The following is a 24624-nucleotide window of genomic DNA, read 5'->3' on the forward strand; positions in this document are numbered from 1 at the left end:
CGGTCGGCGTGCCCGCCGCCACCGTCAAGGGCAAGGCGAGGGCCGGGTACGTCAGCGTCGCCTTCGGCGGGAAGTACGGGCCCGGCCCGCACGGAACGGTGCGCGTCACCCAGTCCACCACCGGCGTCCCCGGCACCCCGGAGTCCGGCGACCGCTTCGGCGCCGCCGTCGCCACGGCCGACGTCGACCACGACGGGTACGCGGACCTCGTGATCGGCGCCCCCGGCGAGTCCATCGTCACCAGCACCGACGCGGGCAGCGTCACCGTCGTCCACGGCTCGGCCACCGCCGCGTCCACCGGCTTCGCCCGCGCCACCACCGCCGCCCGCGGCGACCGCCCCGGCGCCGCCTACGGAAACGCCCTGGCCGCCGCCGACTTCACCGGCGACAAGCGCGTCGACCTGGCCATCGGCGCCACCGACCGGATCGTGGCCAACACCACCCCGTCCGGCGCCCGCACCGTCCCCCTCATGGCCGCCCGGCACGGCTTCGGCGGCCGCGCCCCCGTCCTGGCCACCGGCGACTTCGACTCCGACGGCAACGCCGAACTCGCCGTCTCCTACTACACCGAGAACGAGCCGTACATCCGCTCCTACGTCGAGCTCCACACGTACGGCAGGAGCGGGCCCGCCTTCGGCCTCTCCTGGAGCAGCGCCAACAGCGCCGCGAACGCCCTCGCGGTAGGGGACTTCAACGGCGACGGCCGCGACGACCTCGCCCTCGGCAACTGCCGCGAGATCGCCGACGAGAACATCGACGACCCGTGCGGCCCCGAGGAACTCACCAAGGGCGGCGGCATCCACATCCACTACGGGAACGGCGCCGAACCCGCCTGGCGGGGCCAGACCCTCAACCAGGACACCCCGGGCGTGCCCGGCATCGCTGAATCGGGTGACGGCTTCGGTGACGCGCTCACGGCCGCCGACGTCGACGGCGACGGCAGGGACGACCTGGTCGCGGGCGCCCCCGGCGAGGCCATCGGCAGCAGGGCGGGCGCGGGCGCCGTGACCGTCCTCAGGGGCGGCGCACAGGGCATCCTCGACGGCTCGGGCAAGGCGAGGGCGGCCGCGTACCACCAGAGCAGCCCCGACGTCCTCGGTTCGCCCGACCCCGGCGACCGCTTCGGCGGCAGCCTCCGGACGGCCGACTACGACAAGGACGGCCGCCCGGACGTCTCGGTGGCGGCCCCCGGCGAGAACGACTCCGCGGGCGGCGTCTGGTTCTTCCCGTCGGGCGCCCCCGCGAACGGCTCGGTGGTCACCCCGAACTCCCTGGCCCTGCCCGCCTCCCAGGACCCACTGAAGTACGGAGAAGTCCTGGGCCGGTAGGGGCGGGGAGCAGGAGTGGGGAGCAGGAGTGGGGAGCAGGAGTGGGGATATCCCCTCAGGGTCCCCCTAGGGGTTGTCACAGGACGGCCGCAAACGCCCCTCTCCTCCGGAGGAGGGACGCCCCACTCAGGCAGACCAGGTACGTTCGATTCCGTGGCTGGATTCAGGATCGGACGCGGCCGGGACAACCGCGCCCCGCAACAACGACCGCGGCAGGAGCCGTACGGCGGACAGCAGGCCCCCCAGGGCCCGCCCCCGTACGGCTCCCAGCCGAACCCGCACGCCTACGGCCGCGCCCCGCAGCAGCCGGGCTACCCGCAACAGCAGGGGTACCCCCAGCAGCCGGGCCATCCGCAGCAGCAGTGGCCGCAGGCAGGTGGTGGCGCCCACGGCGAGCCGGAGTACTTCGGCGGCGGCCAGGGCGGACCCGGCGACCCGGGCCACGGCGGCTACGACCCGTACGCCGCCAACAACCCCGGCAGCACGCAGGCGTTCTCGCTCGGCGAGGACCCGTACAACGAGGGCGACACGTACCGCGCGGGCCAGGCACCGGCCCCGCCCATCGGCCCGAAGCTGCACTGGAAGGACCTGCTCCGCGGCATCGTCGTCCGCCCGGGCCCGACCTTCCTGCAGATGCGGGACTACGCGATGTGGGCGCCCGCCGTCATCGTCACGTTCCTCTACGGCCTGCTCGCGATCTTCGGCTTCGACGGCGCCCGCGAGGACGCGATCAACGCGACGCTCTCCGCGGCCGTCCCGTACGTCCTCACCACGGCCGTGGCGATCACGATCAGTGCCTTCATCCTCGGCGTGGTCACGCACAGCCTCGCCCGCCAGCTCGGCGGCAACGGCGCGTGGCAGCCGACGGTCGGCCTCTCCATGCTGATCATGTCCATCACGGACGCCCCCCGCCTGGTCGTGGCCATGTTCCTCGGCGGCAACCAGCCCTTCGTCCAGCTCCTCGGCTGGGCGACCTGGCTGGCGGCGGGCGCGCTGCTCACGTCGATGGTGAGCAAGTCCCACGATCTGCCCTGGCCGAAGGCGCTGGGCGCCTCGGCGATCCAGCTCCTGGCGATCCTGTCGATCGTCAAGCTCGGCACGTTCTAGGCAGACGTACGAGGGCCCCGGTGAGAGTGACGCACTCTCACCGGGGCCCTCGTACGTCCGTTGTCCGTGGACCGGATTACGCGTCCAGAACCTGCCCGGCCCGCTGCACCACGGGCGGCTCGACGCTCCACGGGAAGTTGATCCACTCGTCGGTGCGCTTCCACACGTACTCGCACTTCACCAGCGAGTGCGACTTCTCATAGATCACGGCGGACCGGACCTCGGCGACCTCGTCGAGGCAGAAGTCGTGGACGAGCTTCAGCGTCTTCCCGGTGTCGGCGACGTCGTCGGCGATGAGCACCTTCTTGTTGGAGAAGTCGATCGCGTTCGGAACGGGCGCCAGCATCACGGGCATTTCGAGCGTCTCGCCGACGCCCGTGTAGAACTCCACGTTCACCAGGTGGATGTTCTTGCAGTCGAGCGCGTAGGCGAGACCGCCGGCGACGAAGACGCCGCCGCGCGCGATCGACAGGATGATGTCGGGCTCGTACCCGTCGTCGGCGATGGTCTGCGCCAGCTCGCGCACGGCGGTGCCGAACTTCTCGTACGTAAGGTTCTCGCGCACGTCACTCATGCTGGATGTCACACCTGTGTCCGATGGAAATTGAGGAAGGAACGGGAGGCGGTCGGTCCGCGCTGGCCCTGGTAGCGCGACCCGTACCGCTCCGAGCCGTACGGTGCCTCGGCGGGCGAGGTGAGCCGGAACATGCACAGCTGGCCGATCTTCATGCCCGGCCAGAGCTTGATCGGCAGCGTCGCGAGGTTCGACAGTTCGAGGGTCACGTGCCCCGAGAACCCCGGGTCGATGAACCCGGCGGTCGAGTGCGTGACGAGCCCGAGCCGCCCGAGGCTCGACTTCCCCTCCAGGCGCGACGCCAGGTCGTCGGGGAGCGTGATGACCTCGTACGTCGACGCGAGCACGAACTCACCGGGGTGCAGGATGAACGGCTCGTCCCCCTCCGGCTCCACGAGCCGCGTCAGGTCGGCCTGCTCGACGGACGGGTCGATGTGGGGGTACCGGTGGTTCTCGAACACCCGGAAGTAGCGGTCGAGCCGCACGTCGATGCTCGACGGCTGCACCATGGATTCGTCGTAGGGATCGATCCGCACCCGTCCGGCGTCGATCTCGGCCCGGATGTCCTTGTCTGAGAGAAGCACGCCCCGAGGATACGCAGAGCGCGCGGGCCAGCCGCAATTCACTCTCCGCGACCGCCCCGCGCGCTCTGCGCTCCAGCGCTGTTCTACGACTGCTGCTACCGCTCCTGCTACCGCTTCTGCAGCGTCACCGGCACGGCGTGCCGGAGCCGGGCGCACCGGGGACACCGGAGGAGCCGCCCGGGGCCGAGCCGGTCGGCCTGCTGCATCGGAAACGAAGCGGTGCTGAACACGTGCCCTTCGGCACAACGGACGACGGTGCGCTCCATCAAGTCCTCGAGTCCCTTCCCCATACCGTGACGACGAAAGGCCACATTAAGGGATGAAAGGGACGCGGCTCCAGGCGGCACGACCGCGATTCACCGTACGCCCCAACTCCCTTCACCCGCAGTCACTTACACCTCTCAGAACGCAGCCGGGCCCTGGGCGCGGAGGCGCCCGGAGCCCGGGATGAGGTACAGTGTCCGCCAGTACGAAGCCGCTTCAGGGGCCGTACTACGCGGGTGTAGTTTAATGGTAGAACATCAGCTTCCCAAGCTGAGAGCGCGAGTTCGATTCTCGTCACCCGCTCCATGACAAGGCCCAGGTCGTCAACCTGGGCCTTCCTTGTGGTCCGGGTCGGTCAGTGGGCTCGCACCATTCGTGCTTCTTTCCAACGGCTGACAGCCACGCACAGGCAGGCCGGCTCGTTCAGAGTTGGCCGGCCGCGGACAGGACAAGCAAGCAGAGGCCCATCGTCGTGGCAAAAGCAGTGCCGCCGTAAAGGACTGCCTCGGCGAGTCCGGCTCCGGTGCTGGCCTTGAGGATCCCAGCAACGAGGGCCACTACGAGAGAGAACAGCGCTGCCACGAGGAGCCACAGATACCTCGTTCCGGATCGCGGCTCGCACGATGGAGCATTCACAGAAGTCTTCCTTCACGAAGGGGCTAAAGCGGGAGGAGCGCATCATTCCGGGACCAGGACGCCGGTCAGCAGATGGGCGGCGAGTGTGCTGCGATGGTGCATCGCGGCCTGAATGAGTTCGCGATGCGCGGTGATCTGTGCGCCTACCGCATCTAGCGCGTTGCTGATTCGCCGCTGGTGAGCAAGGGGCGGCAACGGTACGGGCAGAAGTGCCAGTGTGGCGGCGCTGAGGGAAGGGACGGCGGTGCCGCGGGCGTACTCCTTGAGCCAATGCACCGTCTGCGGCAGAGACAAGTAGGCGAGCAGGTAGCTGGGGAGGACAAGGACCTCCCCGTCCGATTCCAAGGCACGCAGCCGCAGCAGGTTGGTGCTGAACAGCCAGCCGTCCTGCGCCTTCTCTACCAAGGCAGGGGGCATCTGGGCGCCGGAACGCACGCACAGGATGTCTCCGGGGCGGAGACGGAACCTTGCCAGTGCGCGGGCGACGTCCTCACCCACTTTCTCCATGTCGCGATCGTCGATACGTCCCTCGCGCAGATGCTTCGGCATCACGACACGCAGATCGCCTGCCACGGAGCGAACCTCGGCCGGCAGCCGTGAGTAGGACGGGCCGGCCATGATCTCGACCAGATCGCCCAGCGGAACCCGACGCCAGTCATGAGGTAGCCCGTCATACGAGAGCTCGACGGCTGACGGCAAAGGGCTGTACGAGAGCGCATCGACCGCACCGTCTACGGCTTTCGTTCGACGCCTGGCCGTATCAAGCGCCCGCTTCGTGACTGCTGCCTCAGTCGCCGCATCAGCCGGTGAGGCCGCAGACATCCATCTGTCCACATAGTCGGCGGGGTTCAGCGAGTAACCCGCAGCCCGCACGGCCTCCAGCGGAGCAGCGACCGCAAGATGGCCGGCGCTCTGCCGCCCGAGGCGGAATCCAGTTCCTCGCCGCCACGCCTGAACGGTTTCCGTCACCGCCCCGACGTGTTCGTCGGACAGGACCCGCGGTCCGCGACTCGCCTTGTCGCCCAACTCTCGGGCGTCCACGAACAGGATCTCCTCGCAAACCGCTGTGGAACGCCTCAAGAACCACAAGCAGACGGACACCTGAGCCCCCGAGAAGAGCTGGGGCGGCAGCGCGACGATGCATTCGACAGCCCTGTCCTCCACCAGCCTGCCCCGAATCTCCCGCTCCCGGATGTCTGTGGAGGAGCCCGCGCTGACCGGCATCACGACGCCTGCACGGCCCTCGTCCTTGAGGGACACCAGGACATGCTGGAGCCAGGCGAAGGCAGGGTTGCCTGAGGGAGGCGGTCCGTACGGCCAGTCGATGCCCTCACGCGGCCTCGCCCCAACCCCGCGAGCGTTGAACGGCGGATTGGTCAGGATCAGGTCGGCCTGGCGGGCCTTCGGCCAGACACGCTCGTTCCATGGGGCCATGGTTACGGCCTCCAGTTCGACCGGCACTCCGTGCAGCGCAAGGTTCATTCCGGCGAGCTGAAGTGTGCCGCGCTGCGGGCTCTCACCACGCAGGGTCAGAGGCACGACGCCACCGAGGCGTTCAGCGACCCCGTCAAGCATCTCGCCCGCGCGAACATACGGGTCGTAGACGCGTTGCTCGGAGTCCTCGTCGTCTATGACGGCGTCCCGCATCAGCCGCACGACAGCACGGGGGGTGAAGAACTCTCCACTGGGAAGACCGGCTCGGGAGCCGAATTGATCCACCAATTGCCGGAACTCATCGATCCCCAAGCCGTCGGTCAGGCGAATCACCTCGACGACATCCGCGTACTCCCGAGGCTCCAACCTGACGATGGCTGCCCGCATGCCCGGCGGCACACCACGCAGGCGAAGTGCCTCGTCGGCCGCCTCCCCGATCTCCTGCAACAACGTCGCTGCGGCCGCCCTGGATCGAGCCCGCGCCGCACGCGGGAGCGACACCGAAGGCGGGTCTCCGCTCACCTGAAGAAATACCAACGAGAGGAGCAAGGCAAGGTAGTCCGTCATCGATCCGCCACCGCGCACGGCGTCCGCCATCGGTCCCAGCAGTTGCGCGAGTTGTCGTGCACGCTGTTCTTCGTCGCTCGACAGACCGCTGACGGCTGCCTCATCGCTCGGCGTGGTCGCTTTCTGGCGGGCGTCGTCCGATGCCGTGAGGTTCCGCCGCATACGGTCGGCATAGGTGATCCCGGGCGGCTCGTCGGACGCACGCGCGCGCGACGGGATCGGACGGGAGTCAAGCCACCCGAGAACCGCCCGCAGACTGAAGAGTTCCGTCTCCCCCGTCCTGACCGGCTCCGGATAATCCTCGTACCGACGCTGCCAGTTGGTGACCGCCGGCCGCATCACCCCAGCCAGCTCTGCGAGTTCGGCCCTCGACAACAGGCGATCTTCGCTGAGACCCGTACCGTCCATGAAACCCCCGTACACCGCCCCGGTTGCTCTCGATGAGGGAACGGTAGAGAGGCGACGGTGAGAGCGTCAATGTGCGCACCGTCGGTGCGCATATTGACGGGTTGCGAGACACACAGGATGCGAGGTGGAGCTCCAGGGGCCATCGAAGCTCTCAACAGCTGTTTTCTTTTCCATAGCCCATCTCTTCCGCCCGGTCGACAGAAGGTGAGGGGCATTCCTTGTTAACGGGGTACCTGAGATGGACCTGCGCCAGTCTGCGGATCACTTAGCCCACCGCAGGCTCTTCCTGGATAATCAACGTATGGCAACACAGCCCGGTCTCTCTGATCTTCGCCGCGCCAAGTTTGCTCGCCGTGCGCCTGGCGCACTTTCCGAGCTCGTCGGTCCCCAGCACGGCACGGTGACCCTGCCTCTGCATCTGGCGTGGTCGGGGCTCACCACGTTCGATCTCGACCAGCCGCGGCTGCGGATGAGCTACTACCGGATTGTCCTGGCCGAGGGGCTGCGCGACGATCTCATCCGGTTCCTCAATCGTGACCTTCTGGTCAGCCTGTGGCCCACATTGCGCACACTGGTCAGCCGTGATGTCCGGGAAGTGTGGGAGAGCTCCTTCGACGAGCTGGCTCACGGAGCCCAGGCTGCTGCGTGAACCTCACAGATCTGCACCGTCGGCTGCTTGCGGACGTCCTTGACGTGGGTGGCGTCTACCCTCTGGCGCTCACCGGTGGCTACGCGGTTCAAGCACATGGGCTGGTCAACCGGCTCAGCCAGGATCTCGATGTCGCGACCGAGAACCCGGAACGCATGGAGGACATCGCCACCTCCGTGCGCAGCGGACTGGAAGAGCGCGGATGGCGCGTGAGAGCTCTGGAGACAGATCCACTGTCAGCGCGGCTCATCGTCACCGATCCCGCCAGCCTTGAGGAGTGCGAGGTCGACGTCCTCAAGGAGACACTTTGGCGGCCCCCTGTGCGCACCGAGCACGGGCTGGTGCTGTCCCTCGAAGATGTCGTCGGCACGAAGGTTCGCGCACTGGCCGACCGGGGACTCGCCAGAGATCTGGTCGACGTGCAGGCCGCAGCGGACCGCTGGAGCCACATGGATCTGGAACAACTTGGCCGTCGCCACGCCCGCGACGCATTCGATCTACGCGAGCTTCAAGCACGTCTGGGCGGGGCCGATTGGATCGACGACACCGAGTTCGCCGCCTACGGGCTGGACGAGCCGGCAATCACCGAGCTGCGTCGGTGGGCGCAGTCGTGGGCCGACGACATCGGCGAACGACTCCAGGAGCTGGAAACTCCACACGAGGACTGAAGACCGCAAGGGCGCCGTCGGCCATGAAGGCACGTTTCAGAGCCGACCGCTCACAGCCCGGTTGCACCTCGACCGCACACGCGGCTGCCAACCTGACGTCCAGTGCGTGCGTAGTGGCTCTGCCGACCCGGAAGAGGCGGTAACAACCTGCTGGCCGATTCCGTGCCCATAGCGTGCCCTTCAGAGCGGACAACAACGGTCAGCAGCGGGTGCAACAGACCGCCACGCCTGAAGCGGGACATCGAATCACCGCAGGTCAAAGGGCACGAGGCCGTCCAAGCGCCGTCGCTTCCCAAGCTGAGAGCGCGAGTTCGATTCTCGTCACCCGCTCTTCTTCGAACCCCCGGACCGATGACGGTCCGGGGGTTCTTTTGTTGGGGCCATCCGGCCCTCCCGTCGCGCGCGGGCCGGGCTCCCCGGCTTGTGCTGGTCGCACAGCGCCACCACAAGCCGACCTCCGGGAGCCCCGATGAAGCGCATATCCCTGGCCGCCGCCGCGGCCGCCACCGCCAGTGCTCTGCTCACCGCCCTCACCGCCACCACCGCCCTGCCCGCCGCGACCGCGTTCGCCGCCTCCGCCCCGCCCTCCGGGCCCTGCGCCCTCACCGGACCTGGCGGCGCCTACCAGTTCGAGGGCCTGCCGACGCCGGGCAACTTCCGCAAGACGTCCGGGACCGTGAGGGCGTACACCGTCTTCATCGACTTCCCCGACGCCCCGGCCGAGGGCACCCCGCAGGAGCGCTACGCCGAGTTCTTCCCGGCCGTCGCCGACTACTACGGCAAGAGCTCGTACGGGAAGATGGACTACCGCTCCACGCCCCGCCTCCAGTGGATCCGCATGTCCAAGCCGTTCAGCGCGTACGGCATCGACCGCGGCGTGCCGTTCCAGCCCGGGTACGAGGCGATCACGCGAGAGATCGTCGCGGCGGTCGGCGACGAGGCGGACCTCGGTTCGTACGACGTCCTCAACGTCCTCGCCACTCCCAACGCCGGTCCGCCCGCCACCGAGAAGGTCCTCTCCGTCACCTTCGCCGGGGGGTACATGGACCTCGGGAAGGGGTCCGTGCCCTGGGCGGGTTCCTTCATCTGGAGCCGGCAGACCGGTGACAGCGCCTGGCGCGTCCTCAATCACGAGAACGGGCACGCCTTCGGGCTTCCCGATCTGTACGCCACCCAGCCCGGGTACCCGCCGCACTTCGCGGGCCACTGGGACCCGATGGACGAGGACTGGGGGCCCACCAATGACTTCATGGCCTGGCACAAGTGGAAGCTGGGCTGGCTCGACGCGGACCAGGTCGGGTGCCAAGCCGAGGACGGGGTACGGGAGTTCACGCTCAGCCCGCTGTCGGTGAGCGGCGGGGTCAAGCTGGTCGCCGTGCCGGTCTCGGCGAACGAGGTGATCACCGTCGAGGCGCGTACGAAGGGGGAGCTCGACGCGGCGGTGTGCCGGCCGGGGGTTCTGATCTCCGCCGTCAGCACCAACGTCAACACCGGCACGGGGCCCGTCCGTGTCGTCGACGCCACCCCCAACAGCGCGGGCTGCTACACCGACCCGAACGTCAGCCCCGACTTCAGCGACGCCACGTTCACTCCCGGCCAGACCTACACCGACACCAGGAACAACGTCACCGTCCACGTTCTCGGCACCGACGAGGACGGCAACTACCGCGTCCGGGTGGCGAAGGGCGGCGACACGGGGTAGCGGACTGCTCGCGGGATGTGCTTCGCTCGCTGTGCGGTCATGTGCCACCAGCACAAGTCAGCAAACCGGCAACAGTTCAGCGTGCAATTGTGGAACCCCCCATCGTCCAAGGGTTGTCGCCATGCCTCGCCCCCCTGTCTCGCCCCCGCTGTCCCTTCCCGCGCAGGACCTCGCCATGGCTCCTGCGCTGATCGCCCTGGCCGACGCGCCCCTGAATGGTGAGAGCGACGAGCGGCTGCTGCGCCGTCTCGCCCGGGCCGCCGTCCTCATCCCGGGTGTGGAAGCGGCCAGTTGCAGCCTTCTCGACGCCGACGGCCACCCGGTGCAGACGACCGCCACCAGCGACGTCGCCGGTCAACTCGAGCTGTTCCAGGGCGATGTGCGGGAGGGCCCCGGCAAGGACAGCTGGCGCACCCGAAAACCCCTGGCGAACGTCGATCTCACCCACCGGCACAACCGCGTCCGCTGGCCCCGCTTCGCCCCCCGGGCCGTCGAGGCCGGTGTGACCACGGTGACCGCCCTGCCCCTGCGCCACGACGACCACTCCCTGGGCGCACTCACCCTCCACCACCCGCGGGGCGCCCTGCTGCCGGAGCACCTGCGCTGGAGCACCCTGCTCGCCGACGCCACCGCCGCGGGCCTCGACCACCGCAACGCCCTGCGGCAGGCGACGACCCGCGAGCAGCAGCTCCAACACGCCCTGAACAGCCGCGTGTTGATCGAGCAGGCCAAGGGAATCCTCGCGGAGCGGCTCGACTGCACCGTCGGTGACGCCTTCGACCTGCTGCGCCATCACGCCCGCCGCAACCACCTCAAGGTCACCGATGTGGCCGCCGAGATCGTCCACAGCCCGCCCGGCAGCGGGCCCTTCCCGCGCCCGGGGCACTGACCCGCCGACCGCCCCATGTAAACACCGATCACGGAAAGGGGCGAGCGCCGGAACCGAAGGGAAGCGAGCGGGCATCCTGTCGTTCGGAGACTCCCGGAAACTCCCGGAGACTCTTGAACCGACCCCAGCCCGCGCACTCTCTTCGCACCCCAAGGTGGACACCCGATGACGCAGCCCACCCCGCCGCCCGACGGCTTCGGACCGCCCCAAGGGCCGCACCCGCTCAGCGAGTTCAGCGAGTCCAGGCGCCGTGCGGCCGCCCCTTCCGCGGCCCGCCGCCGGGTCGTGCTCGGCGCCGCCGCCACCGCGGCCGCCGTCCTCGTGGGCGGGGGCGGCTGGTTCGGGTGGCAGGCCATCAGCGACGACGGGGACGCGGACGCCAGGGCGAAGGGACCGAAGGGGCCCGCCTACGTGCGCCCCGAGGAGCGGGTCCCGAAGGACCCCACCGCCACCTTCCAGGTCTCGGCGCCCGGACCGGAGCTGCCCAAGGGGTCCGACACCTGGGCGACCAAGGGATCCTGGCTCACGGACAAGGTGTATGCGAAGGCGTCCGTCAACCGCATCGGCGCCGTGGACGCCGTCACCGGCAAGGACAAGTGGCAGCTCCCGCTGCCCGGCAAGACGTGCGGCGCCTCCCCGGACATCAGCGAGGACGGCGTGAGCGTGGTCATCGCCGCCCAGCCCACGAAGAAGCCCGAGAAGAAGCCCGAAAAGCCCAAGAAGGACGGCAAGAAGGACAAGGGCAAGGGGAAGGCCAAGGGGAAGAAGGGCAAGGGCAAGGGGGGCAAGAATAAGGACGACAAGCCGTCCGCGCAGGACCTCTTCCCCCGCTGCACCGAGATCATCGCCTTCGACGTCGACACCGGCAAGAAGCTCTGGACCAAGTCGGTCACCCTCGGCAGCCAGTCGCGGAAGATGGAGTTCGACCAGGCCGCCATCAGCGGCGACACGGTCGGCGTCGGCGGGATCTACGGAGGGGCCGCCTTCGATCTGAGCAGCGGCAAGGAGCTGTGGCGGCCGTCCGTCTCGTCCCAGTGCCAGGACCGCGGCTACGCGGGCGGCGGCAGCCGGCTCGGCGCGGTGCGCGCGTGCGGTGAGGTGGGCAAGGAGAACTTCAAGATCCAGGTGCTCGACCCGGCCTCCGGCAAGGACAAGGTCACGTACAAGCTGCCCAGCGGTGTCCGCAGCCCCAAGATCTTCTCCGTCGACCCGCTGGTCGTCGGCGTGGACTCGGGCGAGATCTCCGGCTCCGGCGCCACCGACATCCTCGCCGTCGACCGGCGCGGAAAGCTGCGTTCGAAGATCGTGACGCCGGACCGCAAGTTCCAGTTCGACTGCGCCACCGGCATCGTGAACAGCTGCCGTGGCATCGCCGTCGGCAACGACAAGCTGTACCTGGCGACCGCGCGGCACGACGGGAAGGGCAAGTTCAGCTCGACGAACGAGATCATCTCGTACGCCCTCGGCACCGGGAAGACCACCGGTGAGCGGGCCGATGCCGGAGAGCCGTACGAGATGTTCCCGATCCGCATGGACGGGAGCAACATCCTTGCCTACAAGTGGGGTTCGGGCATGCAGATCGTCTCCATCGACGGCCGCACGATGAACCAGTCGACGCTCCTGAAGAGCAAGGCGAGCGTCGCCGGAGCCGGCATCCCGCAGCTCGACTCCGAGATGCGCTTCACGCACGGCCGCTTCTTCATCAGCACCGACCTGCTGTCCCGGCCGACGTCGAAGAAGGGGCCCAAGTCGTATCTGGCGCTCGGCTTCGGAACCAAGCGTTCCGAACCCGCGAAGTAGGCACCCGTCAGCGGGAGTCACTGCTTCTGGTAGACCACCCACACCTGGCCCGGCGCGAACGGCATCCGCTGCCCGTTGCGGAGCGTGAACGTCGTCGGGCTCTTCCGGTTCGGGCGGCTCCACCGCGTCGCGTACGCCTTGCCGTCGCGCAGGACCGTGGCGTGGCCGGTGCCGATCGTCTTGATGTACGGCTCGGGCACGCCGTTGGAGTCGCGGAAGCGCGTCGGCCACATCTTCGCGTACTGGATGACGACGGTACGGCCGCCCAGGCGGGCGCCGTTGGTGGTGGTGGCCGGGCTGCCGTCCATGGAGACCAGCCAGCGGCCGCGCCGGTGCGACCAGGTGAAGGAGTGCGTGGCCGCGCCGTAGCGGACGGTGCGCCGTGCGGTGGGCTTGCCGCCGCGCGGCGCCGGGCCGAAGCGGAAGCCGATGTCGGCGGCCTTGCTCGTGGTGGGCGCGGAGCGCAGCACCGCCCGCGGGTGCACGAACAGGTTGTGCGGGGGCACGCGGCTGCCGGAACGGAAGTAGGCGCCGGGCAGCTTGCCGTGCGAGCGGGTCGGGAACGGGGCCTTGCGGAACAGCCGGTTGATGCCGGGGTGGGTGCCGGAGTAGGCGAGGACCGGGCGGCCGAAGGTGGGCAGCAGCTCCAGGTCGGACTCGCGGCCGCTGCGGACCGGGCCGAGGGTGCGCGGGTAGCGGCTGGAGTAGACGCCCATGATGCGGCTGAGGCCGCCCTCGACCTTCTCGACGTACACGATGTCCGCCTGGTCGAGGCCGGTGTGCGGGCGGGCCATGCTGTGGTTGTCGAACTTGACGGCCAGGACCGGTCCCTGACGGGCATTCAGACCGGTGAAGGGGGAGACGAAGCGCTGCTGCTGCGCCCCGGACCCGGCGGGCGTGGGGTCGGCGGCCGGGGCCGCGGGGGCGGCAGGGGACTCGAAGGCCGCGCCCAGGGTGAGGGCCAGCGCCGCGAGCAGGGCGCCGGTCACCTTCGCCAGGGCTGATCTCGTACGTGTTCCGCTCATGGCGCAAGGTGTTCCTCCCCGGACCGCGCGGCCAATCGCCCCCGGGCAGCTCTCACCCTTTGGCCCACTTCCAGTGCTACGAATGCAGCACCCTGCCGCGCTACGAGTGCAGCACCCGTTCCGGCTCGCGGTGTCCCTCCGGCTCCAGCTGGAGCGTCGAGTGCGCGATGTCGAAGTGGTCGCCGAGGCAGTTCTGGAGGCGGGCCAGGAGCCGGCCGTAGTCCTCGGCGCGCAGGGCTTCGTCGGCGACGGTGATGTGCGCGGTGAGCACCGGCATCCCGGACGTCACCGTCCAGGCGTGCAGGTCGTGGACGGCGACCACGCCCGGCTCGTCGAGGAGGTGGCGGCGGACCTCGTCGAGGTCGGTGTCCTGGGGCGTGGCCTCCAGGAGTACGTGGGTGGCGTCGCGCAGGAGCTGGTAGGAGCGGGGCACGATCAGCAGGCCGATGACGATGGAGGCGATCGGGTCGGCGGCCTGCCAGCCGGTGAACAGGATGATGAGGCCGCCGACGATGACGGCGATGGAGCCGAGGGCGTCACCGAGCACCTCCAGGTAGGCGCCGCGCATGTTGAGGCTGTCGTTCTTGGCGTCGCGCAGGAGGTAGAGGCCGACGCCGTTCGCCGCCAGGCCGAGGACGGCGATGGCGAACATCAGCCCGCCCTTCACCTCCACCGGCTCGTTGAACCGCTGGATCGCCGAGTACAGGACCCACACGAAGATGCCGAGCAGGAGCAGGGCGTTGAGGACCGCCGAGAAGATCTCGACGCGGTAGAAGCCGAAGGTGCGCCGGGGCGTCGGGGCGCGCTGGGCGAGGGTGACCGCGCCGAGCGCGAGGGAGACGCCGATCGCGTCGGTGAGGCTGTGCGCGGCGTCGGCGAGGAGCGCGAGGCTGCCGGACAGGATCGAGCCGACGACCTGGATGAGGGTGATGCTCGCGCTGATGCCGATGGTCCACAGCAGTCGGTTCCGGTACGTCCCGGTGAGGGTTCCCTGGGCCGCCGAGGGGGCGCCGTGGTCGTGGCTCATGGCTTCAACATGGCAGGGGGCGCGGGCGGCGGCACCTCAGCCGGGGCCTCTGAGGGACAATCGGGCCGGTCAGAGCTGCTGCCAGAGCGGTGCGGGACGACGAGGGCGGGGCCGGAGTGCACGAGTACGAGGGGGCCGGGATGTACGAGTACGAGGGGGCCGGGACGTACGCGTACGAGAAGGACGGGACGTACGCGTACGAGAAGGACGGTGCGGAGATCTACCGCCAGTCCTTCGCCACCATCCGCGCGGAGGCGGACCTCGCGGGGCTGCCCGCGGACGTCTCCCGCGTCGCGGTCCGGATGATCCACGCCTGCGGGATGGTCGATCTCGTACGGGACCTCGCGTACACGCCGGACGTGGTGAGCCGTGCGCGGGCGGCGCTGCGGGCGGGGGCTCCGGTCCTCTGTGACGTCCAGATGGTGGCGAGCGGGGTGACCCGCAGGCGGCTGCCCGCCGGCAACGAGGTGCTGTGCACGCTCTCCGACCCGGCGACGGCGGACCTCGCGGCGAAGCTCGGCACGACACGGAGCGCGGCCGCCCTGGAGCTGTGGCGGGACCGTCTTGAAGGTGCCGTGGTGGCGGTGGGCAACGCGCCGACGGCCCTCTTCCGGCTCCTCGAACTGGTCGCGCAGGGGGCGCCGCGGCCCGCCGCCGTCATCGGGGTGCCGGTCGGCTTCGTCGGCGCCGCCGAGTCCAAGGACGCGCTGGCCGCGCAGCGCCTCGGCCTGGACTTCCTCGTCGTACGGGGGCGCAGGGGCGGCAGCGCGATGGCGGCAGCGGCGGTCAACGCGCTGGCGAGCGAGGAAGAGTAAGGAGCCAGGCGAGGGCCTGCTCGACGTCGGCCGCCACGGGAACCCCTGCGGGGACCGGTGGCCGCCGCACGACCACCACCGGGATGCCCGCCTCCCGGGCCGCCGCCAGCTTGGGGGCGGTGGCCGCGCCGCCGCTGTCCTTGGTCACGAGGACGTCCACGCGGTGGGTGCGCAGCAGCTCCCGCTCCCCGTCGAGCGTGAACGGCCCCCGGTCCAGGACGACTTGAAGGTGCGGGGGGTGGGGCGGCTCGGGCGGCTCCACCGACCGCAGGACGAAGTGGACGTCACCGAGCGGGGCGAAGGCGGCGAGCCCGAGACGGCCGGTGCTGAGGAAGACACGGCGGGCGCCGAGCGGGGGCAGGAGGGCGGGGAGGAGGTCGGGCAGGAGGTCGGGCAGGAGGGCGGCGGCCTCGGTGAGGGAGCCGACCGGGTGCCAGTCGTCGCCGGGGCCCGCGACCCAGCCGGGCCTGCGGAGCGCGAGCAGGGGAACATGGGCCGTGGCGGTGGCCGCCGCCGCCGAGAAACTGATCGTCCCCGCGAAAGGGTGTGTGGCGTCGATGACCGCGTCCACCTGGTGCTCGCGCACCCACCCCACCAGCCCCTCGGCCCCGCCGAAACCGCCGACGCGGACGTCTCCCGGTGGCCGCCGGGGCGCCGCGACGCGACCGGCGAGCGAGGTCGTGACCCGGGTGCCCGGGGGCGCTTCGGCGTGCAGGACCTCGGCGAGGCGCCGGGCCTCGGCGGTGCCGCCGAGGATGAGGACGTGCACGGTGGGGTGGGTCCTCTCGTGAGTGGTGCGGCAGGTGGGGCTGGTGGTGCTGGTGGTGTCGGCGCCCCCGGCGGTACGCCCGGCGGCGCCCCCGGCGGTGCGCCCGGCGGTACGCCCGGTGGTGCCTCGGGCGGTGGGCGGAGTGGTCAACTCAAGCACACCGGGTTGCGGGCCGGGTGGACGACCGGGGCCTGTGCGACCGCCGCGGCCACGGCGGCGTACACCGCGCTGCTCAGCGGCGAGTTCCCCGATCCGGTGACTGTCACGCTGCCCAAGGGGCACACCCCTTCCTTCGCGCTCGCCGCCGAGGAGTTGAGGGACGGCGAGTGGGCGATGGCGGGGGTGGTGAAGGACGCCGGGGACGATCCGGACGTCACGCACGGCGCCCTCGTACGGGCCACCGTGCGGGCGCTCCCCGCCGGTTCGGGGGTCGTCTTCGCCGCGGGGCCCGGCGTCGGCACCGTCACCAAGCCCGGCCTTCCGCTGCCCGTCGGGGAACCCGCCGTCAACCCCGTGCCCCGGCAGCTGATGCGCGACCACGTGGCGCGCGTCGCCGAGGCGTACGGGGCCCCGGGCGACGTCGAGATCACCGTCTCCGTCGATCACGGCGAGGAGATCGCGCGCTCCACCTGGAATCCGCGGCTCGGCATCCTCGGCGGGCTCTCGATCCTCGGCACGACCGGCGTCGTCGTCCCCTACTCGTGCTCCGCCTGGATCGACTCCATCCGGCGCGGCGTCGACGTGGCGCGCGCCGCCGGGCACACCCATGTCGCCGGGTGCACGGGCTCGACGTCGGAGAGGACCGTCGTCGCCGAGTACGGGCTGCCGGAGGACGCGCTCCTCGACATGGGGGACTTCGCGGGGGCCGTCCTGAAGTACGTGCGGCGGCACCCGGTGGACCGGCTGACGCTCTGCGGGGGCTTCGCCAAGCTGTCGAAGCTGGCGGCGGGGCACATGGACCTCCACTCGGGGAGGTCGCAGGTCGACAAGGGGTTCCTGGCGGAGCTGGCCCGCGCAGGGGGAGCGGACGCGGCCCTCCGCGAGGGCGTCGCGGGAGCCAACACGGGGCTTGCGGCGCTGCAGTTGAGTCTGGCGGCGGGGGTTCCGCTGGGTGACTTGGTCGCGGCGGAGGCTCGCGACCAGGCCCTGGCAGTGTTGCGGGGTGCGCCCGTCGCGGTCGACGTCATCTGTATTGACCGGGCGGGGCTGGTGGTGGGCCGCAGCGCCCCCAAGGGGCGCGGGGAACTGCGCGACCAGCCCCCACCGGCCCGCGGATGACGCACGGCCGACAGAGCGCTCAGCCCTTCGGAGCCGCCGCCTCCAACTCCTCCACGGTGCCCGACATGATCGTCCGCACGTGCGCCGTGAGGTGCTCAAGCGGCCAGTCCCACCACGCCAGTTGGAGGAGCCGCGCCACCTCCTCCTCGCTGTACCGCGTCCGGATAAGCCGCGCCGGGTTCCCGCCCACGATCCCGTAGTCCGGTACGTCGTCCACGACCACCGAGCCCGACGCCACCACCGCCCCGTGCCCGATCCGTACGCCCGGCATCACCAGCGTCCCGTACCCCAGCCACACGTCATGACCCACCACCGTGTCGCCGCGCCCCGGCAGGCCCGAGATCAGGTCGAAGTGGTCGGACCAGGAGCCGCCCATGATGGGGAAGGGGAACGTGGAGGGGCCGTCCATGCGGTGGTTGGCGCCGTTCATGAGGAAGCGGACGCCCTCGCCGAGCGCGCAGAACTTGCCGATGACGAGCTTCTCGGGCCCGTAGTGGTAGAGGACGTTGCGGGTCTCGAACTGTGTCGGGTCGTCCGGGTCGTCGTAGTACGAGAACTCGCCGACCTCGATCAGCGGTGAGGTGACGAGGGGCTTCAGGAGCACCACCCGGGGCTGCTCCGGCATCGGGTGCAGGACGGTCGGGTCGGCGGGGAGCGGGTGCGCAGGCGTCATGATCGTGGACGCTACCCGCGCGGCCTCCCTCACGGCACCCGTTTTCGGGTGGCCTAAGGAGAGCCCGCCAGCGTTCGCGCACCCGCTGACCTGCTGAGAGAGTCAGGAGCAGAGCGCGCGGCGCGCATCGGCGGCGGGAAGGGCGGACCATGCGACGGACACGACAGCAGACCCTCGCACTGGACCTGGGGAGCTCCACCCTGCGTCTGTGCACGGGCCCGGTGGGCGGCGCGGTGCTGTGCGCGCCCTCGATCGTCGCCCTCGACCACGCGGGCAAGGTGTGTGCCTGGGGCGCCGACGCGCTGCGGCTTCGCGGCCGGGCGCCCGCCGAGCTGGAGGTGATCCAGCCGGTGGCGCGCGGCGTCGTGACGCACCCCCACGCCGCCGTGAGCCTGCTGCGGGTCGCCCTGCGCGCCGCGGCGGCCGACGTCGGTGCCCCGGGTCCCGGGGAGGACGGCGAGGCGGCGGTGTGCGTGCCGGACGGGGCGACGCCCCTGCAGCGCAGCGCCCTCGCCGAGCTCTGCGAAGAGGCGGGCCTGCGCCGCATACGTCTCATACCGAAGTCCCTCTCCCACGTGGTGGGCCTCGGCCTGCCCGTACAGGAACCCTCCGGCGCCCTCGTCGTCGACGTGGGCACCCACCGCACCTCCGCCGCCATGATGACCATGGGCTACACGATGGCGGCCCGCAGCTCCGACTACGGCGGCGAGAGCGTGAACGCCGCCCTCGCCCAGCACCTCCGCCTCGAGTACGGCCTCATGGTCAGCGCCGAGTCCGCCGAGGACGCCAAACTGCGCCTGGCGCACGCCACTTCGGCCATGGAGCCGCTGCCCGTACGCGGCAAGGACCTCACCGGCGGCTGGCCCCGTGCCCAGGAGCTCGCCCCCGCCGACCTGCCGGGGCTCACGCTCCGGCTGCGCGAAGAGGTCGTCGACCTGATCAGCGCCGTGATGACGGACAGCCCCGCCGAGCTCGCCCACGACGTCCTGGACCGGGGGATCCTGCTGTGCGGGCGCGGGGCGCTCCTGCCCGGCCTGGAGGAGCACATCCGCGCGCAGACGCGGCTGCCCGTGCACCTCCTCGACCCGGAGGGGACGGCGAGCGTCATCGGCGCGCACCGCCTGGCGGCGCAGCCGGAGTCGGAGGCGGAGCAGGAAGAGGAGACGGGCCTCATGCCGTCCCCGGTGTAGCGGGTCTCAGCCCGTCCCCCGTATAGGGGGCCTAGCACCACCCCAAGAGGCATGGTCGCCCCATGCCCTCGGGCCGTCTGCTCGGCGAGAGTTGAGGCATCAGCACGGAACGTCCCCACCGATGCCGACGACGCAGACGCAGACGAAGAGGCCCGCCATGACGACGACGCTCACCACTCCCCGCTCCACCGACTACCCCATCGACTACTCGGCCTCCGTGGCCGCTCCCCGGCGGAGCTTCTGGCGCGCCCCGTTCAGCGCCGTCACCTTCCGCGAGCTCGGGTACGCCATCGGCTCGCTGCCGGTCGCGATCGTCGGGTTCGCCTTCGCGGTGACGCTGTTCTCGCTCGGCGCGGGACTCCTCGTGACGCTGCTGGGCCTGCCGGTGTTCGCCGCGATGCTCGCCGGGGCCCGCGGGCTCGGGGCCGCCGAGCGCGGGCGGGCCCGGGGCGCGCTCGGCCTGGACGTGGCGGCGCCCGCGCCCGTCGCGGTGCCGGAGGGCGCGGGCGCGTGGGGTGCGGTGCGGGCGCGGGTCGCGGACGCGGCGGGCTGGAAGGCTCTCGTGTTCCAGGTGGTCATGTTCCCGTGGCGGGTGGCGAGCTTCGTGCTCGCGGTGACGTTCTTCGTGACCGGCTGGGTGGTCGCGCTCTTCCCCGCGTACGCCTGGGTGTTCCCGCACTACCTGGACTGGCCCGGCTACCGCGTCTTCGACTTCACCACGTCGGGCGGCACGCACCACGAGTACTACATCGAGTCGCCGTGGCAGATCGCCGGTGTCTCGCTGGTCGGCGTCGCCCTCGTCCTGCTGACCCCGGTGCTCCTGCGGGCCCTCACGAGCGTGGACCGGGCCGCGGTGCGCGGGCTGCTCGGCGCAGCAGACCGGCGAGCGTGAGCAGCCAGGCGGCGAGCGCGATCCACAGCAGGACCCGTCCCGGCCGGGTGAGCCAGGGAACCTGGGCGGCGGTGGCCACGGTGAGCGTGGCCACCGCCGTCATTCCCATGGGGAACACGGTGGCCCAGCGGCGCACGTCGTAGTGGGGGCGGGGCCGGCGCAGTTCGGCGCAGAGCAGGACCGCGTACCAGGTGAGGTCGAGGGAGAGGACGACGAGGACGGCGGTGCGCAGGGCGTCGTGGACGCCCCCGCCGAAGACCGCGGACCCGTCCACCTGCGCACCCAGGAGCTGCGGGGCCGCCAGGACCCGCAGGGTCGGCGGAAGCGGCGCGACCCGCAGGGCCGCCCGGACCACCGGGGCTGGCAGGGCCACCGGGACCCGCAGGGCCGCCCGGACCACCGGGGCCGGCAGGGCTCGCAGCACCGCCGAGACCCTCGGGGTCGGCCGGAGCGCCAGGGCTCGTCATACGACCAGGCTGCGCAGCCGCGGCTCGGCCCGCCGCCCCGCACCGCCAACCGGCGTACGGCCCTTGTCCCTTCCCGTGGGACTTAGCGCGCGTCCGGCACCCGGTCCCCGGCCCGCGCACGCCCGCACTCCTACGGTCCGGGGCCATGGACACGCTCATCTTCTGTGGCCTCCTGGCCACGATCGTCGCGCTCTATCGACAGCGCTCTCGAACTCTCGTCCTCGCCGCCTGGTGGATCGTGCTCCTCGCCACGATCCTGCTGCTCTCGCACCACATCACGAGCAGCCTGAAGCTGGGGCTGAGCTACTGATGACCACGACCACGGCGCCGCTCGCGGAGCGGGACGCCGAGGGGTTCCTCGGCCAGGTGCAGTACTGGTTCGCCTGTCTCTTCGCCGTCGGCTGGACCGGCATCGTCTGTGCCGGGCTCGGCGTGCAGTTCGGCAGCTGGGACTATCCGTGCCCGCTCTGCATGGTGCAGCGCATGTTCATGCTGCTGGCCGCGCTCGGCGCCCTCCACATCGTCCGCAAGGGCATGACCGGCACCGTCACCGGGCGCGACTACATGGCCGGCTGGGGTCTCGCCCTGGTCGCCTGCATCGCGGGCGGCTTCGCCTCCTGGCGGCAGACCATGCTGCACATCCTGCCCGGCGACAAGGGATACGGAGCCCCGGTGCTCGGCCTGCACATGTACGTGTGGGCGTGGATCCTCTTCATGGCGTCCGTCGTCGCCGTCGGCATCGTCATGTCACTCGCCCACGTCACGGCGGCCCGTGAGATCCAGATCCGCCCCCAACGCACCGTCGGGAGGCTGGTGTTCGGCTTCGTCGCCCTCATCATCGCCGTCAACCTCGTCGCGGTGTTCCTCCTGGAGGGCTTCCACTGGTTCCTGCCGGACGACCCGACGCGGTACCAGTTCTTCTATGACGTCCACATCCTCAAGTCCTGACGGCCCGGAGGCCGTTGCCGCTCACTACGGGCTCGAACCGCTGCCCGTGGAGGGCGGCCGGTTCCGCCGTACGTGGGCGGGGCCGCCCGGCCCCGACGGGCGGCCCGCGGGCTCCGCGATCCTCGTCCTCCTGACCTCCGCCCCCGACGACTTCTCCGCCCTCCACCGGCTCCCCATCGACGAGGTCTGGCACTTCTACCGGGGGGACCCGCTGGAGCTGGTGCTGCTCGCGCCGGACGGCACGGACCGCCTCGTCCGACTGGGGCTGGATGTCGTGCAGTTCGTCGTCCCCGCCGGGACCTGGATGGGGGCGCGGGTCGCGGCGGGCGGGGACTGGTCGCTGGTCGGGACGACGATGGCGCCGGGGTTCATGGAGCGGGATTACGAGGGTGGGGACGCCGACGTGCTGGCCGCGCGGTATCCGGGGCGGGCCGGGGTCATTCGTGAACTGTGCCGCCCAGGTGCGCCGTTGAGCATGGAAGAGGGGGAGGAGGATGGGGGGCATGTCTGATGACTTGTTGCGGGACGAGGCGTTGCCCCGGCTGTCGGGGCGGGTCGCCCTCGTCACCGGCGCCAGCGGTCTCCTCGGGGCCGGGATCGCCTGGCGGTTCGCCCAGGCGGGGGCGGCCGTCGTCGTCCACTTCCACCGGGGCGAGACGGCAGCCCGGGAGCTCGTGAAGCGCATCACGGATCACGGCGGGGACGCCCTCGCCGTCCCGGCCGACCTCACCGACGAGACCGACTGCCACCACCTCGTCGAGGAGGCCCACGCCTGGCGCGGGCGGCTCGATTCACTCGTCAACAACGCGGGCGTACAGCCGGTTCAGGACCTCTCCGGCATGACGGCTGCCGAGTGGCGTGAGGTCAACGAGGCCAACGTGCACAGTGCGTTCTGCTGTACGCAGGCGGCCACGGGGTGGATGCGGGACCAGGAAGGGGGCGGGTCCGTCACCCACATCGCCTCCATCGAAGGCTCCCACCCGGCCGCCGGGCACGCCCACTACAGCGCCTCGAAGGCCGCCCTGATCATGTTCGCCCGCTCCGCCGCCCTGGAGTACGGGCCCCTCGGCATCCGCGTCAACAGCGTCTCGCCCGGCCTCATCGACCGGCCCGGCCTCGCCGACGCCTGGCCCGAGGGCGTCGCCCGCTGGACCGCCGCCGCGCCCCTCACCCGCCTCGGCCGCCCCGAAGACGTGGGCTCTGCCTGCGTGTTCCTCGCCTCCGACGCGGCGTCCTGGATCACGGGAACGGATCTGGTGGTGGACGGCGGAGTGGGTGCGCGCCCCACCTGGTAGCCCCAACTACCGGTCCCGCGCCCCCACTTGTCCGCCGCCCCCCTCCTGGAAGGCAGAAGGCCGCACCGCTCCTGAAACGGTGCGGCCTCCCTCCCCTCTCCCCCAGACGGTGTCCGGTCCACCGCGTCGCTCCGGCAGTGGAGAACGACGCGGCGTACGGACCGGACACCAAGAGCAGTGGCCGCCCGAACCACTCGCTCCGTGACACTCAGGAAGGCTATGCGGAGTGGTAACGGATTGTGTAGCTCCGGTGACTGAGTGGCTCAATTCACCCTGCGAAACGGGAAGTTCACGCCGCGTACGGGACGGTGTGCGCAGGCGGTTGGCCGGGGCGGGTGGGGGCAAACCGGTGTTCGAGCGGTGGCGTCGGAGCGCGCCTTAGTCGACGCGATCCGACGCCTCTTCGTACGCCCGCGGGGCCGGATCGCGCCGTTTGCTGCTAGACGGTTCCCTGGGATGCGGCGGTCACGAAGGCCACGAAGGCGTGGGGCGCGACGGAGAAGGTGGGTCCCCCCGGGTTCTTGCTGTCGCGAACCGCAACGGTGCCTTTGCAAGGGGCTTGGGCCGCTTCTAGGCAGTCGCCCCCGGTGCCGCCGCTGTGCGACGACTTCCGCCACTCAACTCCGTTGAGGGGTGCGCATTCGATGCACTCGCCGCCGCTGCTCCCGCTGTAGGACGACTTACGCCACCGAGCGCTCGTCAGTTCCCGACTGGTCCCCATAGCGTTCCTCCATCACGCGAGTGATCAGCGTGGCTGACTCCTCCCGCGAGAGGGCCGCGCCTTGCAGGCGAGCGTAACCGAGCGAACGCTCCCTGATCACTTGCGGATTGGCAGTCATGTGTCCGGAGTCATAGCTCTCCGAGTAGAACAGGTCAGGGTCGTCGTTGAAGCGCAGGAGGGTGAACGAGCCCATAACAGCAGCGTGTTGACCCACCGAGAACGGCAGCACCTGGAGGTGCAGCCAAGGGCTGTCGCGGAAGTCCAACAAGCGGCCGAGTTGGTCCCGCATGACAGCACGGCCGCCCACCTCTCGGTGCAGCACCGCCTCGTCGACAACGACCAACAGTGCCGGTGGAGTGTCCCGGCCGAGGATCCGCTGACGCTCCAGGCGCGCCGCCACCAGTTCGTCGAGCCGGTCCTTGTGCTCCACACCGAGCACCGCCCGTGCGTACTCCTCCGTCTGGAGAAGCCCGTACACGAGCTGGCACTGGTACGTGGAGATGAACGTCGCCCTCGCCTCCATCTCCGCATACGCCTGGAACCAGCTCGGCAACTGGCTCCGCAACACCAGCCCCACCAACCGCGAGAACACCCCGTCCGTCCCCAGCGCCGCGTCCACCCGCTCGGAGAAGTCCCGCGTCGGCACCTTCTTCGCCGTCTCGATCTGTCCGACCAGGGAACCCGTACAGAAGATGCACTCGCCCAACTGCCCCTGCTTGAGGCCCGCCGCCTCTCTCAAGCGGCGCAGCTCCGAGCCGTAGTAGTCCAGCGGCGACGCGCTGGGGTCCAGTTCATTGATGCGCACCATGGGAACGGCCACCCCCAGCCGGCAACGCTCCACAGCGTTGCTCTCTAGACGTAGCCCAGCGTAATCAAACCGCTCCAGTCTGGTGACGTGAATCACGCAACTCACC

Annotated in this window: 25 protein-coding genes and 1 tRNA gene; 16 read left to right on the plus strand and 10 right to left on the minus strand. The window is 70.5% G+C overall.

The annotated features are described in order from the left end of the window. Both ACQB60_RS39840 and ACQB60_RS39845 read left to right on the plus strand, forming a co-directional pair. A partial coding sequence (locus ACQB60_RS39840) for an FG-GAP repeat protein (RefSeq protein ID WP_496930988.1) occupies nt 1-1328 on the plus strand: 1328 nt, incomplete at its 5' end. A gap of 153 nt (nt 1329-1481) precedes the next feature. Next, on the plus strand, nt 1482-2435 hold the full coding sequence (locus tag ACQB60_RS39845; RefSeq protein ID WP_496930989.1) for a Yip1 family protein: 954 nt from the start codon (nt 1482-1484) through the stop codon (nt 2433-2435). 76 nt (nt 2436-2511) lie between these two features. Here the strand turns inward: ACQB60_RS39845 and ACQB60_RS39850 are convergent, their stop codons facing one another. Both ACQB60_RS39850 and dcd read right to left on the minus strand, forming a co-directional pair. Then, nucleotides 2512-3009, minus strand: a complete 498-nt coding sequence (locus ACQB60_RS39850) for a phosphoribosyltransferase (RefSeq protein WP_384846957.1) — start codon at nt 3007-3009, stop codon at nt 2512-2514. Between the two features lie 8 nt (nt 3010-3017). After that, a complete protein-coding gene (dcd, locus tag ACQB60_RS39855; RefSeq protein ID WP_384846959.1) occupies nt 3018-3593 on the minus strand; it encodes a dCTP deaminase in 576 nt (191 codons plus the stop codon). Between the two features lie 496 nt (nt 3594-4089). Here dcd and ACQB60_RS39860 point away from each other — a divergent pair. Further along, nucleotides 4090-4163, plus strand: a tRNA-Gly gene (locus ACQB60_RS39860). 372 nt (nt 4164-4535) lie between these two features. Here the strand turns inward: ACQB60_RS39860 and ACQB60_RS39865 are convergent. Beyond that, complete coding sequence (locus ACQB60_RS39865; RefSeq protein WP_496930990.1) at nt 4536-6902, minus strand: N-6 DNA methylase; 2367 nt, start codon at nt 6900-6902, stop codon at nt 4536-4538. 301 nt (nt 6903-7203) lie between these two features. Between ACQB60_RS39865 and ACQB60_RS39870 the strand changes: the two genes are divergently transcribed. The 5 genes from ACQB60_RS39870 (at nt 7204) to ACQB60_RS39890 (ending at nt 12610) form a co-directional block, all read left to right on the plus strand. After that, a complete protein-coding gene (locus ACQB60_RS39870) occupies nt 7204-7551 on the plus strand; it encodes a transcriptional regulator (RefSeq protein WP_359039907.1) in 348 nt (115 codons plus the stop codon). Further along, on the plus strand, nt 7548-8219 hold the full coding sequence (locus ACQB60_RS39875; RefSeq protein WP_496930991.1) for a nucleotidyl transferase AbiEii/AbiGii toxin family protein: 672 nt from the start codon (nt 7548-7550) through the stop codon (nt 8217-8219). The genes ACQB60_RS39870 and ACQB60_RS39875 overlap by 4 nt, the downstream gene beginning before the upstream one ends. Before the next feature lie 469 nt (nt 8220-8688). Beyond that, nucleotides 8689-9921: a M6 family metalloprotease domain-containing protein gene (locus ACQB60_RS39880; protein ID WP_496930992.1), complete on the plus strand. Its 1233-nt coding sequence runs from the start codon at nt 8689-8691 to the stop codon at nt 9919-9921. Nucleotides 9922-10042: 121 nt separating this feature from the next. Continuing rightward, complete coding sequence (locus ACQB60_RS39885) at nt 10043-10810, plus strand: ANTAR domain-containing protein (RefSeq protein WP_496930993.1); 768 nt, start codon at nt 10043-10045, stop codon at nt 10808-10810. Nucleotides 10811-10975: 165 nt separating this feature from the next. After that, nucleotides 10976-12610: an outer membrane protein assembly factor BamB family protein gene (locus tag ACQB60_RS39890; protein ID WP_496930994.1), complete on the plus strand. Its 1635-nt coding sequence runs from the start codon at nt 10976-10978 to the stop codon at nt 12608-12610. Nucleotides 12611-12627: 17 nt separating this feature from the next. Here ACQB60_RS39890 and ACQB60_RS39895 read toward each other — a convergent pair whose 3' ends face one another. Both ACQB60_RS39895 and ACQB60_RS39900 read right to left on the minus strand, forming a co-directional pair. Next, complete coding sequence (locus ACQB60_RS39895; protein WP_496930995.1) at nt 12628-13635, minus strand: DUF3048 domain-containing protein; 1008 nt, start codon at nt 13633-13635, stop codon at nt 12628-12630. Nucleotides 13636-13735: 100 nt separating this feature from the next. After that, the gene (locus ACQB60_RS39900) at nt 13736-14662 is read right to left on the minus strand and encodes a cation diffusion facilitator family transporter (RefSeq protein ID WP_496930996.1); all 927 of its coding nucleotides are present in this window, start codon (nt 14660-14662) and stop codon (nt 13736-13738) included. Nucleotides 14663-14802: 140 nt separating this feature from the next. Here ACQB60_RS39900 and ACQB60_RS39905 point away from each other — a divergent pair, with 140 nt between their 5' ends. Then, nucleotides 14803-15477, plus strand: coding sequence for a precorrin-8X methylmutase (locus ACQB60_RS39905; protein WP_496931086.1), 675 nt, complete (start codon nt 14803-14805; stop codon nt 15475-15477). On the opposite strand, the gene ACQB60_RS39910 is transcribed toward ACQB60_RS39905, so the two are convergent. After that, the gene (locus ACQB60_RS39910; protein WP_496930997.1) at nt 15449-16246 is read right to left on the minus strand and encodes a cobalt-precorrin-6A reductase; all 798 of its coding nucleotides are present in this window, start codon (nt 16244-16246) and stop codon (nt 15449-15451) included. The two genes, ACQB60_RS39905 and ACQB60_RS39910, sit on opposite strands and share 29 nt — an antisense overlap. Nucleotides 16247-16411: 165 nt before the next feature. On the opposite strand from ACQB60_RS39910, the gene ACQB60_RS39915 reads away from it, so the two are divergent. Beyond that, the gene (locus ACQB60_RS39915) at nt 16412-17524 is read left to right on the plus strand and encodes a cobalt-precorrin-5B (C(1))-methyltransferase (RefSeq protein WP_496931087.1); all 1113 of its coding nucleotides are present in this window, start codon (nt 16412-16414) and stop codon (nt 17522-17524) included. A 19-nt stretch (nt 17525-17543) separates the two neighbouring features. Here the strand turns inward: ACQB60_RS39915 and ACQB60_RS39920 are convergent, their stop codons facing one another. After that, entirely contained in the window at nt 17544-18197 is a 654-nt protein-coding gene (locus tag ACQB60_RS39920; RefSeq protein WP_496930998.1) for a CatB-related O-acetyltransferase, read from the minus strand. 149 nt (nt 18198-18346) lie between these two features. Here ACQB60_RS39920 and ACQB60_RS39925 point away from each other — a divergent pair, with 149 nt between their 5' ends. Together ACQB60_RS39925 and ACQB60_RS39930 are read left to right on the plus strand one after the other, a co-directional pair. Then, a complete protein-coding gene (locus ACQB60_RS39925) occupies nt 18347-19387 on the plus strand; it encodes a rod shape-determining protein (protein ID WP_496930999.1) in 1041 nt (346 codons plus the stop codon). A 121-nt stretch (nt 19388-19508) separates the two neighbouring features. After that, nucleotides 19509-20279 carry a sensor domain-containing protein gene (locus ACQB60_RS39930; protein WP_496931000.1) on the plus strand — a complete coding sequence of 257 codons (771 nt, stop codon included), beginning with the start codon at nt 19509-19511 and terminating at the stop codon, nt 20277-20279. Here ACQB60_RS39930 and ACQB60_RS39935 read toward each other — a convergent pair. Further along, the gene (locus ACQB60_RS39935) at nt 20218-20703 is read right to left on the minus strand and encodes an SLAC1 family transporter (RefSeq protein ID WP_496931001.1); all 486 of its coding nucleotides are present in this window, start codon (nt 20701-20703) and stop codon (nt 20218-20220) included. The genes ACQB60_RS39930 and ACQB60_RS39935 overlap by 62 nt on opposite strands. A 188-nt stretch (nt 20704-20891) precedes the next feature. Between ACQB60_RS39935 and ACQB60_RS39940 the strand changes: the two genes are divergently transcribed. The 4 genes from ACQB60_RS39940 to ACQB60_RS39955 are packed head-to-tail and all read left to right on the plus strand — an operon-like array spanning nt 20892 to nt 22989. After that, nucleotides 20892-21056, plus strand: coding sequence for a DUF5993 family protein (locus ACQB60_RS39940; RefSeq protein WP_496931002.1), 165 nt, complete (start codon nt 20892-20894; stop codon nt 21054-21056). Then, nucleotides 21056-21694: a disulfide bond formation protein B gene (locus ACQB60_RS39945; RefSeq protein WP_496931003.1), complete on the plus strand. Its 639-nt coding sequence runs from the start codon at nt 21056-21058 to the stop codon at nt 21692-21694. Before ACQB60_RS39940 ends, ACQB60_RS39945 begins: the two co-directional genes overlap by 1 nt. Next, nucleotides 21669-22205 (plus strand): cupin domain-containing protein, encoded by a 537-nt coding sequence (locus ACQB60_RS39950; RefSeq protein ID WP_496931004.1) that lies wholly within the window; start codon nt 21669-21671, stop codon nt 22203-22205. The genes ACQB60_RS39945 and ACQB60_RS39950 overlap by 26 nt, the downstream gene beginning before the upstream one ends. Beyond that, nucleotides 22198-22989 (plus strand): SDR family NAD(P)-dependent oxidoreductase, encoded by a 792-nt coding sequence (locus tag ACQB60_RS39955; RefSeq protein WP_496931005.1) that lies wholly within the window; start codon nt 22198-22200, stop codon nt 22987-22989. The genes ACQB60_RS39950 and ACQB60_RS39955 overlap by 8 nt, the downstream gene beginning before the upstream one ends. A 439-nt stretch (nt 22990-23428) precedes the next feature. On the opposite strand, the gene ACQB60_RS39960 is transcribed toward ACQB60_RS39955, so the two are convergent. Both ACQB60_RS39960 and ACQB60_RS39965 read right to left on the minus strand, forming a co-directional pair. Further along, nucleotides 23429-23710 carry a DUF397 domain-containing protein gene (locus tag ACQB60_RS39960; RefSeq protein WP_496931006.1) on the minus strand — a complete coding sequence of 94 codons (282 nt, stop codon included), beginning with the start codon at nt 23708-23710 and terminating at the stop codon, nt 23429-23431. Next, complete coding sequence (locus ACQB60_RS39965) at nt 23670-24518, minus strand: helix-turn-helix domain-containing protein (protein WP_496931007.1); 849 nt, start codon at nt 24516-24518, stop codon at nt 23670-23672. Before ACQB60_RS39965 ends, ACQB60_RS39960 begins: the two co-directional genes overlap by 41 nt. Nucleotides 24519-24624 lie beyond the last annotated feature (106 nt).

The sequence above is a fragment of the Streptomyces odontotermitis genome, from assembly GCF_050510915.1.
In the GTDB taxonomy this organism is placed as follows: Bacteria; Actinomycetota; Actinomycetes; order Streptomycetales; family Streptomycetaceae; genus Streptomyces.

Excerpts from the sequence above, each read along its gene's own strand:
- ACQB60_RS39850 (WP_384846957.1), bottom strand. The coding sequence starts at position 3,009 with ATGAGTGACGTGCGCGAGAACCTTACGTACGAGAAGTTCGGCACCGCC.
- ACQB60_RS39865 (WP_496930990.1), bottom strand. The coding sequence starts at position 6,902 with ATGGACGGTACGGGTCTCAGCGAAGATCGCCTGTTGTCGAGGGCCGAA.
- ACQB60_RS39870 (WP_359039907.1), top strand. The coding sequence starts at position 7,204 with ATGGCAACACAGCCCGGTCTCTCTGATCTTCGCCGCGCCAAGTTTGCT.
- ACQB60_RS39880 (WP_496930992.1), top strand. The coding sequence starts at position 8,689 with ATGAAGCGCATATCCCTGGCCGCCGCCGCGGCCGCCACCGCCAGTGCT.
- ACQB60_RS39885 (WP_496930993.1), top strand. The coding sequence starts at position 10,043 with ATGCCTCGCCCCCCTGTCTCGCCCCCGCTGTCCCTTCCCGCGCAGGAC.
- ACQB60_RS39890 (WP_496930994.1), top strand. The coding sequence starts at position 10,976 with ATGACGCAGCCCACCCCGCCGCCCGACGGCTTCGGACCGCCCCAAGGG.
- ACQB60_RS39895 (WP_496930995.1), bottom strand. The coding sequence starts at position 13,635 with ATGAGCGGAACACGTACGAGATCAGCCCTGGCGAAGGTGACCGGCGCC.
- ACQB60_RS39900 (WP_496930996.1), bottom strand. The coding sequence starts at position 14,662 with ATGAGCCACGACCACGGCGCCCCCTCGGCGGCCCAGGGAACCCTCACC.
- ACQB60_RS39905 (WP_496931086.1), top strand. The coding sequence starts at position 14,803 with ATGTACGAGTACGAGGGGGCCGGGACGTACGCGTACGAGAAGGACGGG.
- ACQB60_RS39920 (WP_496930998.1), bottom strand. The coding sequence starts at position 18,197 with ATGACGCCTGCGCACCCGCTCCCCGCCGACCCGACCGTCCTGCACCCG.
- ACQB60_RS39925 (WP_496930999.1), top strand. The coding sequence starts at position 18,347 with ATGCGACGGACACGACAGCAGACCCTCGCACTGGACCTGGGGAGCTCC.
- ACQB60_RS39930 (WP_496931000.1), top strand. The coding sequence starts at position 19,509 with ATGCCGACGACGCAGACGCAGACGAAGAGGCCCGCCATGACGACGACG.
- ACQB60_RS39940 (WP_496931002.1), top strand. The coding sequence starts at position 20,892 with ATGGACACGCTCATCTTCTGTGGCCTCCTGGCCACGATCGTCGCGCTC.
- ACQB60_RS39945 (WP_496931003.1), top strand. The coding sequence starts at position 21,056 with ATGACCACGACCACGGCGCCGCTCGCGGAGCGGGACGCCGAGGGGTTC.
- ACQB60_RS39950 (WP_496931004.1), top strand. The coding sequence starts at position 21,669 with ATGACGTCCACATCCTCAAGTCCTGACGGCCCGGAGGCCGTTGCCGCT.
- ACQB60_RS39955 (WP_496931005.1), top strand. The coding sequence starts at position 22,198 with ATGTCTGATGACTTGTTGCGGGACGAGGCGTTGCCCCGGCTGTCGGGG.
- ACQB60_RS39960 (WP_496931006.1), bottom strand. The coding sequence starts at position 23,710 with ATGGGGACCAGTCGGGAACTGACGAGCGCTCGGTGGCGTAAGTCGTCC.
- ACQB60_RS39965 (WP_496931007.1), bottom strand. The coding sequence starts at position 24,518 with ATGGTGCGCATCAATGAACTGGACCCCAGCGCGTCGCCGCTGGACTAC.